Below are 14,472 nucleotides of genomic sequence, written 5' to 3' on the forward strand. Positions count from 1 at the left end.
TGGATTTAAAGGCTAGTTCATCAATTTCAACAAAACGATTCTCGGTGGATTTAATGATGTGCCTCTCTGCTAGTTGCATTCAGACTCTCCATTTTTTGATGCTCGCAATAATTCTCTCAGTTGACCATTTTGACTATATGATACTACTATTGCTTACTACTGCTTACAAACTTAATAAAGTTTTATAATACTGTTTTTTAAGAAAAAGTCTTTCCCTTTAAAAAAATATTCAAAAATGTCGAAAATCCATATTCGATTGTAGGCCCAGAGCGATCGCCCGCGTGCAAACAGCAGAATATTTCCTTGCTGCGACCCCCTCTTGAGATAAACTGATCTGAACAGTTAAGCTTTTGTGCAAGAAACCCTCTTCGGGCGATCGGCATTGTCCAACTTCCACAAATCATCAGAAATTGTGGGTGCAACCCCCGTTCCTTCGGCAAGCTCAGGGCAAGCCTTACAGGACGGCTTTATATGTGGGAAGTGTGTTAAAATAGACACACACACGTTGACCTCTAAAGTAAGGTGAAACTCCTAGCAATTGGACGTTGTAGTTAAAAGACGTTTAACCGAAATGGTTAAACTGGTATCCAATGATACCCTACCTCTAGCCTTTGCAAGTAAAGACTCTGGGGCGAGTGAATCACTCACAACAAATCAAAGTAGCCTCAATGCTAGAAATAGCGGAGAGAATAGTGGGAATTGGCACCCCCTGTCGCGCTGCGGTAGAGTTCGACTAAGCGGCTCTACGAGTAGCGGTTCGAGCAATGTCCAACGGTGGATATCTCCTTCTAAAGAATCTCAGTGCGTTTACGCGCCTTGAGTGTCAACTGTTCGAGTCAGCCTTCTCACCAAATTCAAAGTAGCGCATATGACACAACAGCATCCGCCAGCTCCTCGTCCGCCCGTACCCGGAGCTCCCCCACCGCCCGGGCTGCCCCGCCCTCCAGCTCCAGGCATTCCCAGAGCAGCAGGAATGCCACCAGCACCGCCACCAGCACCAGCACCCCCACCACCCGCCGCCACACAGCCACCGGCACCCGCGCCCCAATCCTTCGCCACACCTAAAAATTCCAGCAACAGCAAAATTCCGACTTTGAAAGAGTTGGTAATGCGAGCCAAAGAAGAAGGAGTATCCGATCTTCACCTCGGAGTCAACGAATTCCCGCGCTTCCGAAACCGGGGCGAGATAGCCGACATCGGCTATCCACCGTCGGATTTAGATACGTTTTTTGGCTGGCTGCGCGAGTGCATGAGCGATGAAGAAATTGAAATTTTCCAAAAAACCCTAGACTTTGACGGCGCTTTCGATTTCGGCTTCGTCCGCATTCGGATCAGTTGCATGGACTCCTTGGCCGGCCCGGCGATGGTGCTGCGGCTAATTCCTGCCAAAATATTGACAATGGAGGAATTGAACCTGCCGCAAGTCTTTAAGAAAATATGTGGCTACCACAAAGGGCTGATTTTGGTGACGGGCCCCACAGGTTCTGGCAAATCGACCACCTTGGCCGCCATGATCGACTACATCAACAAAAATAAAGCCTACAACATCATCACGATCGAAGACCCGGTAGAATTCGTACACGAAAGCAAAAAATCCTTGATCAAGCACCGGGAAGTCGGCAGACACACCCTCAAGTTTATGAGCGCTCTCAAAGGCGCTCTGCGGCAAGACCCGGATATGCTGCTAGTAGGAGAAATTCGGGACAGAGAAACGGTGGAAATCGCCCTCAAAGCCTCTCAGACAGGTCACTTAGTTGCAGGAACCCTGCACACCAACAGTGCAGTTAAAACCCTGAACCGGATTCTGGATATGTTCGGGGCGGAAGAACAGGAGGCCATACGGGTTTCAATTTCCGAATCCCTAGTGGCGATTATTGCTCAACTGCTGTGCAAAACCACAGACGGCAAGCGGGCTGCTTTCCACGACGTTATGATCAATACCGACGTGGTTAAGGAATACATTCTGAAGGGGCAGAATGAGGAAATCAATCAAATCATGATCAAAGATACTTATGAAGGCATGACGACGATGAATAAGTCGCTCTACGGCCTTTATCAAGAAGGTAGAATTACTGAAGAACTGGCTGTAGAAAACTCACCGTTCCCGAACGAAATGGCCCAGATGCTCCGAGGTCGAGTCTAAAGGTCGAGTGTTAAGTGTTAACAGTTAACTGTTATTAATTAATAGTTAACTGTTATTACAAAAGATTGCAAAAATCGCTCTCAAGTCTTGAAATGATCTGCGTTGATCTGCGTTGCATCTGCGGTTTATAGCCTTTCGAGCGAAAGATGAGGTATGCCGAGGTATGCTGCAACCGTTACAGTGTCAAGCTTTTCCTGGCAAAATTGGTCCGCGAACCTTTTAGAGAAAGGCTATATCTATCAATCAAAGATTTATGCAATGCAAGTCTATTGGTACTTCATTGACACTCTCAGGGAGTCAACGCCACTGAGATTCTACTGACAGAATTAGACAAGCGTGTATTACCTAAATCTAATCTCGTTACGGCCGTCAAACGCCGTCTACCTAGTCACCAATCGTCAAGCGATAGTTACTAGCTAATGATTGTTATTTCCAATGCTTTCAGAATCCATCGCTAAGCCAAGACACGGTACGCTCAACATCCTGCCATCCCACCGCTCTTTTTGTGTTACCTCTCACTCTTGTGTACTAAGTTGCAGGGATTTCTCCGATACTAGGATGTTTCAACACGTAGATGTTTTTGTTCTTACTCACAATTCAAATTATACCACATTTTCAAGAACACGGGGACTGAAGTCCCTCGCGTCGCTTTCCTCTCAGGTCTAAAGACGCGCTCGTTTCCCGCATCCCGTATTATTTTTATGAAAGTCGATCGCCCGATTTTACCAGAATTTTTTAAAGGCATTGCACTGTTTACACCAGGGGGAGACTTAATCTATTCTATAGACTCCCGCAAGCAAACTCAGTGGCACTTGCAGTTGTGCGTTGCTCTCCAGGAGATACTCGGTTTGTCGGAACCGCCGCATTTTCTGATACCTTGCTACACGGCAACAGTTGACTGCTGGCGCGATCGCACCGATCGACAGTTGCGGGTGGCAGCCGAGGCATACCCCCCGGTGCTGCGACATCAAACGCTGCTAAATGCCATTTTTGGCACGGGCGACTTGGTTTGGGAAGCCCGCAGCGACGAAATCTGCGAACCAATGGCGATCGCCACTTATCACGAACAATTCCCCGAACTTTGGGAAAATCACGACTTAGTTGTACGATATCCGATCGACGTTGGGCGATCGGACTCTCACAATTCTGCGATCGCGCCTCCCTCCCACTTTCGGCAATCTCCGCTGTTCCCGCGAACCAAACCAACAGGACTCACCCCACCGCCACCAACCCAAGGGTACGTTTTGCGGCTGTTTGTTTCCGGGAGCAACCCCAGCACCGAACGCACCCTCAAAACTTTATACCAATTCCTAGGGCAATGTCTCGATCGCCCCTACACTTTGAAAGTAATCGATGTGTTAAAACATCCCGAACAAGCAGAAGCAGATCAGATTTCAGCAACTCCCACTTTAATTAAAATCTGGCCGAAACCCGTGCGGCGAATAGTCGGCGAATTGAACGATGCCCAAAAAATAGTCAGATTGTTGAGCAATTCAGAATTTTAGATTTGTGCGATTATTGAATACTGGCGATCGCCGGTTGACTCACCATCGAATTAACAAGATCCAGCAACTGCTGTTGAGACACTGCACTCGCCGATACCGCTACGGCATATCTGAGTCCTTCCTGTTCCCAAGAAATAGTTCTGCCACCACCTTTTGCTAAATAGTAGCCACGAATTCCACCACTCAAATTAACTGGCGAAATATCCTTATCTTGCCCAGGCCAATTTTTAGAATTAGCGGGTGAAACCACAGCGAATACTCCGACAGTGCAAGACGAAGCATTAGCAGATTTAGCGCAGTCTGGCTTAATTCCGATATTAACTTTAAATACTTTACCATCGGACTCAATGAAAGGATAAAGCTGTATCGGAGTAGCGGGGATAGAGGCAGGCAGTCGCATTTTCAAGCCTTTCGGCAATTGGCGGCGAATGTCGTCAATCAGCGGCCTAAAAACAGAGGCTGGTTGGGCGATCGCAGATTCCACTGCCAACAAACCGCTTCCTAAAACTGTCAGACCAACTAAACCAGTGAACAGAGCTTTCAACTTCATCGATAGATTCCCTGAAAATAACCGTTTAATAATACAGCCACAAACTCTCGACTCCGCCTCACCCAATCGGATGAGTTATTATCCCCCAATGGTATGACTATCACTTTTCTCAGTAACATGAGGTACATTCGATCGTGGGTAATTGGTAATTAGTCATTAGCCATCGATCGCCTGTGCTTTACTTAAAAATATCTATAATAGTAAGAGCAAATAAATCAGAAAATCATGTCAAATTATATTCACAATTTAATCAACAATAATTTCCATCATCCAGATTTCGGGAAATTACTTTATCATCGCGACATTCACAACCCCAATATCTTGCATTACTCAGTACAACTCAACGATTGGGAATCTATCGCATGGGAACCAATTCATAGCAATCGCCAAAAAGATACGGCAAGATTAGCAATTTGGCAAATTGATTGGGATAGATTTCAAACTGCCAAATGGATATTATATCGCAATACGGTTGACTTAGGAAGAATCTGACTTGCAAAAAATGTCTGTATTGCCAGGAAAATCGTCAGATTAAATTCCTAAAAAGCGTTAAGTAAACGGTATTGTATTATATCGGAAAAAGGAACTCATCAACCAAGCATTGCATATTTCTGTAGCAGAGTTTCACGAACGCTGGCAATATGAACTCTATCGATTCAATTGCGAACATTGGGCAAGACTTTTCAGTTGACAGTTGAGGGCGACCTCTACCTGGAAGGAAGAGGATTGGAGTAATGAATCGTCTTTTTAAAATTTCTCCTGAGCGGGCTTGGGGCTTTTAACCAATTCTTTCTGATAACAACAGGGGATGCGAGAAGCCCATCCCTCTCCTAACTAAATTTAGCTTTTTAAGAATTACAGGCGTTGAGTATTAACTGTTTAAAACCTCGCTGTCAACTGCTTTCCTGCCAACTGCTAACTCTCAATTGTTTAAGCAGTATACTCCAATTAATCAGAAAGATATTTGGTTAAGCGATCGGCAATTTGGCTGCTACCGCCCGATCGCCCCATTCTTTCTAAGCCATTTTTTACGCAAGTCTCTAAATATTTTTTGTCTTGCAAAGTGCGATCGACTGAAGCGGCAGCTTCTTTGATAATCTCAGGATTTGCTGGTTCTTTGCCAATAACTTGCACTGAATCACCTAAAAGCCGATTTTGAGCCTCGGCAAACCGATAGGTAAATGACGGGCCGTTACCGGGGATGGTAATTACTGGTTTTCCTAAGCCTACGGCTTGTTCGATCGCAGTTCCGGTCATCCCAATTACTAAATTAGACTGCTGCAAAATGTCGGCGAAAGCATCTGAGTAGCAAATTACTTCAACTGTTGCTGCTTTTTCGCTACCATGCTGTTTGATTTCTTGACAAACTAACTTTCCTTCTCGGTGCAGCCATCCGGAGCGCGCTGCAATATTATCTAATTCCAGCATTAAACTTGGAACTAAGGCTGCTCGAAACTGCACTGGTAAGGTAGAGTTGGCGGCAATTTCTTTGACCAATTTTAGCAGCAAAACTAGGTTGTCGTTGGCTTCGGGGAGCCGCGAACCGGGCAGAAGGGCGATCGTCCGAACTCCGGGCTTTAACTGCAAATCTTTGCCTATAGCATTGAGGTTGTCCATGACAGGATTGCCGACAAATATGGCTTTCTCGAAACCCTGTTGGTTTAAGTCCGCAGCAGTCAAAGCATCCCTAGTGAAAATAGCCAGACATTGCTCGGACGAAAGCAAATAATTCAAGAGGAAACCCAAATCGGCTAGCCCTTCATAATAAGTAGAATGAGCCGACAGAAAAATTATATACGGGCGGCCTGTGGCATGGGCGAACCCCGCCGCGACAATATCCCCAGTCGTTACCACCAAATCGCATTGCTGCGAATGCGCCGAAGCAGCTTTCACTTGCTGCAAAGTCAAACGAATTAGCCCCGCCCTCAAATCTTTGAGGAAAAATAGGGGATTCATGTAAAAAACTCCCCCAGATGGCATGGGACTGGTGGGCCCGATAATTGGTACTGTCGATCGACTGTAAGCAGCCCCGTCACCGACAATGGGCATCGCTGAAACCTGAATATCTGGCGCAGATGCTCTCAAAGCATTGACAATTTGACAGTTAATCGCATCTTCCCCGTGGCCGTTGCTGAGGAAAAGTATCTCCTTGGATTTCATAAAATCAGAATTTAGTGACGAGATTATTTTAAACACAGCCGCGCGATCGTTACCCACAGGTCGGCGAACTTTTTGTTAGTCTAATTTAAATACATTGTGGAAGTGAAACAGCGTGAATATTGAAATTGGGCGGGGCAAAAGCGCTCGCAGAGCTTACGGCATAGATGAAATCGCGCTCGTACCGGGACAGCGTACCCTCGATCCGAGTTTGGCAGATACTAAGTGGCAGATTGGCGGGATCGATCGAGAAATCCCGATCATCGCCAGCGCCATGGACGGAGTAGTCGATGTCCGCATGGCTATTTTGCTGTCGGAATTGGGAGCAATGGGCGTGCTCAACCTAGAAGGAATTCAAACCCGCTATGCCGACCCCCAACCCATTTTAGAGCGCATCGCTTCTGTTGGGAACCACGAATTTGTGTCCCTGATGCAGCAACTCTATGCCGAACCCATCAAGCCAGAATTAATCGATCTCAGAATTAAAGAAATTAAAGCTGGAGGAGGGATTGCCGCCGTCAGCGGTACACCGGCCGCTGCGAGCAAATACGGCTTAACAGTTGCCGCAGCGGGAGCCGATATATTTTTTGTGCAGGCTACTGTAGTCTCGACTGCTTTTCTTTCCCCAGAGTCGATCGCATCTTTGGACTTGACCCAATTCTGTCAAGAGATGCCAATACCCGTAATTTTGGGCAACTGCGTCACCTACGAAGTCGCCCTGAATTTAATGAAAACTGGCGCCGCAGGCATTCTCGTGGGCATAGGGCCGGGGGCTGCTTGCACATCTAGGGGGGTATTGGGTGTCGGCGTTCCCCAAGCGACAGCGGTAGCAGACTGCGCCGCCGCCCGGGACGACTACTATCGCGAAACTGGCAAATACGTGTCGGTGATTGCTGACGGCGGTTTAATTACCGGGGGCGATATCTGCAAGTGCATTGCCTGCGGCGCCGATGGAGTAATGATTGGTTCGCCCTTTGCTAGGGCCGCCGAAGCTCCGGGCCGGGGCTTTCACTGGGGGATGGCGACTCCCAGCCCGGTTTTGCCGCGAGGCACTCGGATTCGCGTGGGGACTACTGGGACTGTGGAGCAAATTTTGCGGGGCCCAGCCCTGCTCGATGACGGTACGCACAACTTGCTCGGAGCTCTGAAAACTAGCATGGGCACTCTGGGCGCTAAGGATATTAAGGAGATGCAGCAAGTGGAAGTGGTGATTGCTCCTTCTCTGCTGACTGAGGGTAAAGTTTATCAAAAAGCTCAGCAGTTGGGCATGGGCAAGTAGATTTACCGATCGAATACCAGGATACCTTGACAAAATTTGTGCGATCGTCTCGAAATTTACAGAATGTTGTGGAATTATCGAGAAGGAGGTGTCACAATATAAGAAGCGGAGACGCATGTTTCCGTTCACTCCTCACACCACACTCCGCCCGGACTACTGTTCGGGCGGTTCCTTTTTGACCCCAAGCGCTCCCCTTTACTCAGTAGGTACGGGGTTAAGGCTGTTCGATCCGGAGAGTGGGGGAGGGAGAGAGGGGGAAAGGGGGAGAGGGGGAGAGGGGGAGGGGGAGTTACAGAGAATTTTTTGCGGCCGAATGCCTTTTTATAACTTCCATTTCTCGAATTCCTTCTGAAGCCTTCTCTTAAAGTCGTCGCTCCCTACCCAAAAACGGATACCAGCCCCGGGCGCCAGGAGTGGAGAACTCAAAATATTCGATCGAAGTTCACGCTCCCAGATTCAATGCTGCAAGTAAATCTAAAATCTAAAATCTAAAATCGTAAAATCGACTGACGCAAGTGGTGACACTTTTTGCTAAACTTGTTATCCGAGAAATAGTATTTACAAGGATGGCTAGGGATGTCAGCAGCCGCGCAAGTAACCGACTCTACCTTTAAGCAGGAAGTGCTCGATAGCGAAGTTCCAGTTCTAGTGGATTTTTGGGCTCCCTGGTGCGGGCCCTGTCGGATGGTGGCGCCCGTCGTAGACGAAATTGCCCAGCAATATGAAGGGCAGGTGAAGGTAGTAAAAGTTAATACCGACGAGAATCCTAATGTGGCAAGCCAATACGGTATCCGCAGCATTCCGACGCTGATGATATTTAAGGGCGGTCAGCGGGTTGATATGGTGGTTGGGGCAGTTCCGAAAACTACTCTGGCCAACACTCTGGAAAAGTACATTTAACCAAACTGCCAGAGGTTTCGGGCTGTTTTTTTGGGCCGCGAAAGCTAACTATCTTCAAAACCGGGGTAAAGCTACTGGAAAAGTTATTAGTTGCTAGCAGCGCTATTTGCTGGTGGCTATTAGCTTCTAAATTTGGCTTGCCCCTTAATTTTTTCTACCAACAAATTGTTACCGTTTCGGAAAAATTCATGATTCCTTCTGGTCAAGGTTTTGAGTCCCTCCAAGCTGATGCGATCGACTTAATCGATCGCCTGCCAATGTTAAAGCACTCTGAGTGGATCGAACGATCGCTCTCGACGATCGTGCAAATGGCTGGAGAGGAACTCGATCGCCTCGATTGGAAGATTATGGCGGCGTCCCTGCGAGATATGGAGAGAGCTTTTTCCATGTTTTATCCTTACCGCCACGTTCGCAAAATTGTGATTTTTGGTTCGGCGAGGGTGTCGCCGACATCGGCGGAATATTTGCTAGCCAGAGAGTTTGCACGGGCGATCGCCCAGCAGGGATTTATGGTGATTACTGGTGGCGGTGGGGGGATTATGCAGGCAGGGAATGAGGGGGCGACTGCGGAACGTTCTTTTGGGCTGAACATTCAGTTACCTTTCGAGCAGAGTTCTAATCCTGTCATTGCGGGCGACTCCAAGTTGCTCAATTTTAAATATTTTTTCACCCGCAAGTTATTCTTTCTCCGGGAAAGCGATGCTTTGGCTTTGTTTCCAGGCGGTTTCGGCACTCTGGATGAGGCTTTTGAGTGTCTGACTTTGACTCAAACTGGCAAGTTTGGGCCGGCCCCTTTGGTTTTGCTCGATCGACCCGGAGGCGATTATTGGCACGATTGGAATTATTTTGTACAAAAACAATTGCGGGGTCGGGGTTTGATTTCAGCGGACGATCGCAGCCTGTACACGATTACAGACGATATAAATGTCGCTTGTGAGGCGATCGCGAGTTTTTATCTGGTTTATCATTCCTGCCGTTACGTGGACGGAAAACTGGTAATTCGCTTGAAGTCTCAACTTTCTGACGAGAATGTCGATCGGCTAAATACTAATTTTAGCGATATTTTGGTAGACGGTAAAATTGAAAAAAGTCAAGCTCTGCCCGCCGAAGCCACAGATGAAACCTTCGCTTTACCGCGCCTAGTTTTGCATTTCAACCAGCGGGATGCGGGGCGGCTTTATCAGCTAATTGCTGCTATTAATCAAATGGGAGCGACATCGCCGGCGGCGGCGCATCCAGAACAAAAGTAGTTATAACAGTTGACAGTTGACAGTTGACAGTTATGGTACCCGAATCAAACCGTCGATCGATCGCGGGTGCATCTGATTTTTGCAAATATATTCGTAGGGGCGAAGCATTTCGGCAGTCAATCTCTGGTTCTGGTTCATAAATTATGTGCCGAAATGCTTCGCCCTTGCCAAATTAAGATGCACCCTCGATCGCGGGGTAGCTTGCGTCAGTCAGATGGGGTAGAAGTCCTAAGAAAGTAAAAAATTAAGGGCAAAAGGTATGGCTTACAGCGATTTTAGTTTGGCAAGTGTCAAAAAATCTTTAAATTTAACGATTTCGCCCAGACAAGATTTGTTTTCGGCCGTACCTGATTTACAATGCAGCAATTATTTAACAGAAACTTTAGCTTATAATGTTCCTTTTGCTCTGGCGAGCAATACGGAAAAATCGCGCTCAGAAATGATTATTGCGCCGATTTTGCTGGAACTTACCTCGAACAGCAAGAAGGCTCACACTGTACCTGTACGTTTGTCAGTGTCGAGATGAATTGCGCGTGAGTTGAGGAGTGTAGTCTGACCACATTTGAGCGCAGCGAAAACCGGGAAGACTACGACGACGAAACGAGCAAAATATTCTGTTTTTGGTGAAACAATCATCAAAAATGTGTTACTATGAATATGTAAACACGGTAAGGTCGATACCATGTATAGAGCAGTTAAGATGAGAATTTATCCTACAGGCAAGCAAGAATCATATCTAGCTCAATGTTTTGGCAATACTAGATGGTTGTGGAATCATATGCTTAATGCAACAACCACCGCGTACAAAGAAACAGGCAAGGGGCTTTCTAAAGCAGCTATGGATAAGTTGCTTCCGGGACTAAAAAAAGAATTTGAATGGTTGGGACTAGCTTATAGCCAAGTTTTACAACGAGTAACATTCAATCTTTCAAGTGCGTTTGTCAATTTCTTTGAGGGTCGTGCTAAATTCCCTAACTTTAAATCTAAACATGGTAAGCAATCAATTCAATATCCCCAAAATATCCAACTGATGCCAGAGGATTCTGTTATTAAGTTTCCCGGTAATCTGGGGTTAATGAAAACTGTGTTTCACAAACAACTACCTGATGCTAAATTCACGACTGTAACAATATCGAGAAATGCAGACGGCAGGTACTACGCATCTATTCTTTTTAACCAAAATGACAATCCGGTAGTTGCAATTAGGGAAGCTATCGGCGTTGACTTAGGATTGAAGCACTTTGCTATAACTTCCGAAGGCTCAAAATATGACCTACCTAAAAAGCAATTAGCCAAACTAGAAAATAATAAAAAATGCAAACAGAAAAAATTAGCTAAAAAGACAGATAAAACTTCTAATAAACGTCGTAAAGCTAGACGAATATTAGCCAAAGTTTCTAGCAAAATAGCTAGAATTCGTGAAGACTTTCTACACAAGCTATCTCGCAAAATAGCCTACGAAAACCAAGTTATTTGTGTAGAAGATTTGGCAGTTAAGAACATGGTAAAAAATCCCAACTTGGCAAAATCGATATCAGACCAAGGATGGGGGATGTTTCAAACCATGCTCAAGTACAAAGCTGAGAAATTTGGTCATACCTACCAAGAAATAGGACGTTTTTTCCCATCTTCTCAACTTTGTAGCGAGACTCTACTACCAATCCCGATGCTACAGAAAGGCTATGATTCATTGGGCGTAAGGTTTGTAGATTGTCCTCACTGCCAGAAACAGCATGATAGAGATATTAATGCTGCAATCAATATTAAAAATGAAGGTTTGCGACTTTTGGAGTTAGGAACTAGCTCTTCTGCCCTTGGAGGGGATGTAAGACCAAAGTTATCAGGACGTAAAAAAGCCATGAAGACCGAGGCAATCCCCAATGAATTGGGAAGCCTACACCCTATCTGTGCTCAGATGGGTGTTGGGTAGTTCACCAGACTGTTTCCCGATCGCATTAGTTTGTTTTCGGGTGTCGATTTTACGGTTGATAGCGACTTGGGATTAAACGGGAGTTGCGATTTTCTGATTAGCCGATCGGTAGAACTTTTGATTCTAAGCGCACCTGCGATTTTAATCGTTGAGGCAAAAAAGGAAAATATTAATGCTGGGTTGGGTCAGTGCGTGGCCGAAATGTATGCAGCGCAACTGTTTAATGAGCGCGAGGGAAATCAGGTATCAAAGATTTATGGAGTGGTGACAACGGGAGAAATTTGGAAGTTTTTGATACTGGAAGGGCAATCAGTTAAAATAGATTTATTAGAGTATTTTTTGAATGAAGTTGATAAAATTTTGGGGATTTTGGCGATCGGCATTCAAAACAGTTGAGAGTTGACCACAATCAAAAGGGTTTGTAGTGAGGACTTTAGTCCTTAGGAATCAAGGACTAAAGTCCTCACTACAAACCAGATCGCGGGTAATTGACCAGACATGACATAAGCAGTAAAAACCAATCTAAAATGTAAAATCTAAAATCTAAAATCCCCTGACTCAAAATGCTAGACATCCTGCTCATTGCAACTTTAGGATTTCTCGGCAGTTTCGGACACTGCGCCGGAATGTGCGGCCCGCTGACAGTGGCTTTTTCCCTGTCAAGTACCGACAAAGATAAATTAGCTTCCTTCCGCTTTCACCTGCTATTAAATGTGGGAAGAATTGTGGCTTATGCTTTAGTTGGCGCTGCAATTGGCGGAGTGGGTTCGGTATTGATTGCAGGCGGGCAAATGGCAGGTATCGGTAGCGGGTGGCGGCGGGCGATCGCCATTATCACCGGTACAATGCTAATTTGGTTTGGATTGGTACAAATTAAACCAGATTTGCTGCCGCGTTTGCCATTGCTGCATCCAGTGAAGCACGATCGCATCAGCAGTGCAATGACCAAGATTTCAACTCAAAACAACTGGTGGATACCATTGGCTTTGGGTTTGCTTTGGGGTTTAATTCCCTGCGGTTTCCTGTATGCAGCGCAAATCAAAGCAGCGGAAACCGGAAACCCAATTTTGGGTGCGGCAACGATGTTTGCTTTTGGAGCGGGTACCTTGCCAACTATGCTGGGAGTGGGATTTTTTGCTGGCAGATTCAGCGCCCACAAACGCAGCAAACTGTTTCGCGCAGGTGGTTGGGTGACACTGGCGATCGGCATCATTACTCTGTTGCGAACCGATGAAATGGTCGATCTGACAGGCCACGCAGCCCTAATATGCTTGATGCTAGCACTGATTGCGCGTCCGCTCAGCAAGTTTTTGCCGCCACTGTTGCGCTACCGTCGGGCTTTGGGTGTCGGAGGGTTTGCGATCGCCCTTGCCCACACGTTTCATATGCTAGATCATACGCTGCAATGGAATTTTGACGCTGTATCTTTTATGCTGCCGCAGCATCAATTAGGGATGGCATTGGGAATGCTGGGACTGCTGTTGATGATACCCGCAGCGGTGACAAGTTGCGATCGGCTTCAAAATTATTTAGGGAAGCGGTGGCGGCAAATTCATTTGCTAACAGTACCCGCTTTTTTGCTGTGCGCCCTTCACGCAGCCCTCATCGGCTCCCACTATCTCGGCGGTTTTGAATGGAAGTTGTACGATCGACTGGTGACAGCCGTCTTAGCCGCGGTTGCGGTGTTAGTTTTGTTAGTGCGATCGCGCTTATTTTGGTCAATTTTATCACTGGATAATTTCTATGTTGCACCTGTCAAAGAAAAGTAAAAGTTTAGGATTGTTAGTCTTCTTGGGATTGCTAGTACAAGCCGGAATATTTCCCATACCGCAGCTAAACACAACTGCGATCGCCCACGAAGTCGAAATCTCGGGAGATGTCGCCGCTACCTTTCACCTCGAACCAAACCACAATCCCCGCGCCGGAGAAACTGCAAAAGTGTGGTTTGCACTGACTCGCAGGGGCGGTCAAATTATCCCCTTAGAGCAGTGCAACTGCCAGCTAGCGGTTTATCCAAAAAATCACAAACAGGGGGATAAACCGCTGATTGAACCGCCTTTAAAAGCCGTATCTGTCGAGCGCTACCAAGGCATTCCCGGAGCAGAAATTGTATTTCCCAAGGCAGGAATCTACGAGTTAAAACTCAGCGGAAAACCCAAAGCCGCAGCTAAATTTAAACCCTTTCAACTCAGTTATACAGTCACAGTTAGATAATATAATATTCCCCTCAACAAACATCAATATTGTAGGGGCGGGTTCACCGAAATAACCGCCCAAAACAAACAATCTCAAAAACCCGCCCACCCAACTCAGTCATACAGTCACCGTTCGCTAATATCCTATCCCCTAAAAAACATCAATATTGTAGATACTGTCTTGATCTGTCAAGGGGTAGCAAGTAAATAAGTTGGATCGAAAGGCTTTTGGGACTTTAAAATACCAAAAGCCAAATGCACCAACTTCCTCATCAGAGCGCCAATCACCTGCATTTTGACCTTTCCACGACCCAATAATCGCTCAGTCATAGCTTTGAGTAAGGGATTACAACGCATCGCCACCACAGCAGGCATATACAAAGCCTTTCGCAGTCGGACATTTCCGGTACAAGATAAACGAGTTTTGCCATGTACAGAAGTTCCTGAGCTACGCTCACAGGGAGTTAGGGAGCACCACAGAATGATTGATCCTATAATGACCCAAAGATAATTTCAGTGTGCAGCGTATCTTATGTCTCTAAAATCTATCATGAAACTGACCG

The 14,472-nt window shown here is 46.3% G+C and carries 15 protein-coding genes; 11 read left to right on the plus strand and 4 right to left on the minus strand.

The genetic code is table 11. The annotated features are described in order from the left end of the window. Window positions 1-807: 807 nt before the first annotated feature. Window positions 808-1,119, minus strand: a complete 312-nt coding sequence (locus tag JGK11_RS29115) for a hypothetical protein (protein ID WP_293181462.1) — start codon at window positions 1,117-1,119, stop codon at window positions 808-810. Between JGK11_RS29115 and JGK11_RS29120 the strand changes: the two genes are divergently transcribed. Next, on the plus strand, window positions 1,109-2,143 hold the full coding sequence (locus tag JGK11_RS29120; RefSeq protein ID WP_293181465.1) for a type IV pilus twitching motility protein PilT: 1,035 nt from the start codon (window positions 1,109-1,111) through the stop codon (window positions 2,141-2,143). The two genes, JGK11_RS29115 and JGK11_RS29120, sit on opposite strands and share 11 nt — an antisense overlap. A 701-nt stretch (window positions 2,144-2,844) precedes the next feature. Then, on the plus strand, window positions 2,845-3,648 hold the full coding sequence (locus tag JGK11_RS29125; protein ID WP_293213949.1) for a circadian clock KaiB family protein: 804 nt from the start codon (window positions 2,845-2,847) through the stop codon (window positions 3,646-3,648). A gap of 10 nt (window positions 3,649-3,658) precedes the next feature. On the opposite strand, the gene JGK11_RS29130 is transcribed toward JGK11_RS29125, so the two are convergent. Beyond that, window positions 3,659-4,198 carry a hypothetical protein gene (locus tag JGK11_RS29130; protein WP_293213952.1) on the minus strand — a complete coding sequence of 180 codons (540 nt, stop codon included), beginning with the start codon at window positions 4,196-4,198 and terminating at the stop codon, window positions 3,659-3,661. A gap of 225 nt (window positions 4,199-4,423) precedes the next feature. Between JGK11_RS29130 and JGK11_RS29135 the strand changes: the two genes are divergently transcribed. Next, window positions 4,424-4,690 carry a hypothetical protein gene (locus JGK11_RS29135; protein WP_293181474.1) on the plus strand — a complete coding sequence of 89 codons (267 nt, stop codon included), beginning with the start codon at window positions 4,424-4,426 and terminating at the stop codon, window positions 4,688-4,690. A gap of 456 nt (window positions 4,691-5,146) precedes the next feature. On the opposite strand, the gene JGK11_RS29140 is transcribed toward JGK11_RS29135, so the two are convergent. Next, on the minus strand, window positions 5,147-6,358 hold the full coding sequence (locus JGK11_RS29140) for a lipid-A-disaccharide synthase-related protein (RefSeq protein WP_293192812.1): 1,212 nt from the start codon (window positions 6,356-6,358) through the stop codon (window positions 5,147-5,149). 112 nt (window positions 6,359-6,470) lie between these two features. Between JGK11_RS29140 and JGK11_RS29145 the strand changes: the two genes are divergently transcribed. The 8 genes from JGK11_RS29145 (at window position 6,471) to JGK11_RS29180 (ending at window position 13,928) form a co-directional block, all read left to right on the plus strand. Continuing rightward, complete coding sequence (locus tag JGK11_RS29145; RefSeq protein ID WP_293181480.1) at window positions 6,471-7,634, plus strand: GuaB3 family IMP dehydrogenase-related protein; 1,164 nt, start codon at window positions 6,471-6,473, stop codon at window positions 7,632-7,634. Between the two features lie 576 nt (window positions 7,635-8,210). Then, window positions 8,211-8,534, plus strand: coding sequence for a thioredoxin (gene trxA, locus JGK11_RS29150; protein WP_006631199.1), 324 nt, complete (start codon window positions 8,211-8,213; stop codon window positions 8,532-8,534). Window positions 8,535-8,722: 188 nt separating this feature from the next. Next, window positions 8,723-9,784, plus strand: a complete 1,062-nt coding sequence (locus JGK11_RS29155; RefSeq protein WP_293181483.1) for an LOG family protein — start codon at window positions 8,723-8,725, stop codon at window positions 9,782-9,784. A gap of 259 nt (window positions 9,785-10,043) precedes the next feature. After that, entirely contained in the window at window positions 10,044-10,310 is a 267-nt protein-coding gene (locus JGK11_RS29160) for a hypothetical protein (protein ID WP_293213954.1), read from the plus strand. A 156-nt stretch (window positions 10,311-10,466) separates the two neighbouring features. Next, on the plus strand, window positions 10,467-11,714 hold the full coding sequence (locus JGK11_RS29165; protein ID WP_293213956.1) for a transposase: 1,248 nt from the start codon (window positions 10,467-10,469) through the stop codon (window positions 11,712-11,714). 30 nt (window positions 11,715-11,744) lie between these two features. After that, complete coding sequence (locus tag JGK11_RS29170; protein WP_325315190.1) at window positions 11,745-12,110, plus strand: hypothetical protein; 366 nt, start codon at window positions 11,745-11,747, stop codon at window positions 12,108-12,110. 167 nt (window positions 12,111-12,277) lie between these two features. Next, window positions 12,278-13,483 (plus strand): sulfite exporter TauE/SafE family protein, encoded by a 1,206-nt coding sequence (locus JGK11_RS29175; RefSeq protein ID WP_293192816.1) that lies wholly within the window; start codon window positions 12,278-12,280, stop codon window positions 13,481-13,483. Next, window positions 13,458-13,928 (plus strand): hypothetical protein, encoded by a 471-nt coding sequence (locus JGK11_RS29180; RefSeq protein ID WP_293181495.1) that lies wholly within the window; start codon window positions 13,458-13,460, stop codon window positions 13,926-13,928. The genes JGK11_RS29175 and JGK11_RS29180 overlap by 26 nt, the downstream gene beginning before the upstream one ends. A 170-nt stretch (window positions 13,929-14,098) precedes the next feature. On the opposite strand, the gene JGK11_RS32975 is transcribed toward JGK11_RS29180, so the two are convergent. Continuing rightward, window positions 14,099-14,407 carry a transposase gene (locus JGK11_RS32975; RefSeq protein ID WP_366054110.1) on the minus strand — a complete coding sequence of 103 codons (309 nt, stop codon included), beginning with the start codon at window positions 14,405-14,407 and terminating at the stop codon, window positions 14,099-14,101. Between the last annotated feature and the right edge of the window lie 65 nt (window positions 14,408-14,472).

The sequence above is a fragment of the Microcoleus sp. PH2017_34_RAT_O_A genome, from assembly GCF_020737885.1.
In the GTDB taxonomy this organism is placed as follows: Bacteria; Cyanobacteriota; Cyanobacteriia; order Cyanobacteriales; family Microcoleaceae; genus Microcoleus.

Bases quoted from the DNA above. Each gene is read 5' to 3' on its own strand.
- trxA (WP_006631199.1), top strand. From the start codon at position 8,211: ATGTCAGCAGCCGCGCAAGTAACCGACTCTACCTTTAAGCAGGAAGTG.
- JGK11_RS29180 (WP_293181495.1), top strand. From the start codon at position 13,458: ATGTTGCACCTGTCAAAGAAAAGTAAAAGTTTAGGATTGTTAGTCTTC.
- JGK11_RS29155 (WP_293181483.1), top strand. From the start codon at position 8,723: ATGATTCCTTCTGGTCAAGGTTTTGAGTCCCTCCAAGCTGATGCGATC.
- JGK11_RS29160 (WP_293213954.1), top strand. From the start codon at position 10,044: ATGGCTTACAGCGATTTTAGTTTGGCAAGTGTCAAAAAATCTTTAAAT.
- JGK11_RS29175 (WP_293192816.1), top strand. From the start codon at position 12,278: ATGCTAGACATCCTGCTCATTGCAACTTTAGGATTTCTCGGCAGTTTC.
- JGK11_RS29165 (WP_293213956.1), top strand. From the start codon at position 10,467: ATGTATAGAGCAGTTAAGATGAGAATTTATCCTACAGGCAAGCAAGAA.
- JGK11_RS29135 (WP_293181474.1), top strand. From the start codon at position 4,424: ATGTCAAATTATATTCACAATTTAATCAACAATAATTTCCATCATCCA.
- JGK11_RS29130 (WP_293213952.1), bottom strand. From the start codon at position 4,198: ATGAAGTTGAAAGCTCTGTTCACTGGTTTAGTTGGTCTGACAGTTTTA.
- JGK11_RS29125 (WP_293213949.1), top strand. From the start codon at position 2,845: ATGAAAGTCGATCGCCCGATTTTACCAGAATTTTTTAAAGGCATTGCA.
- JGK11_RS29140 (WP_293192812.1), bottom strand. From the start codon at position 6,358: ATGAAATCCAAGGAGATACTTTTCCTCAGCAACGGCCACGGGGAAGAT.
- JGK11_RS29120 (WP_293181465.1), top strand. From the start codon at position 1,109: ATGCGAGCCAAAGAAGAAGGAGTATCCGATCTTCACCTCGGAGTCAAC.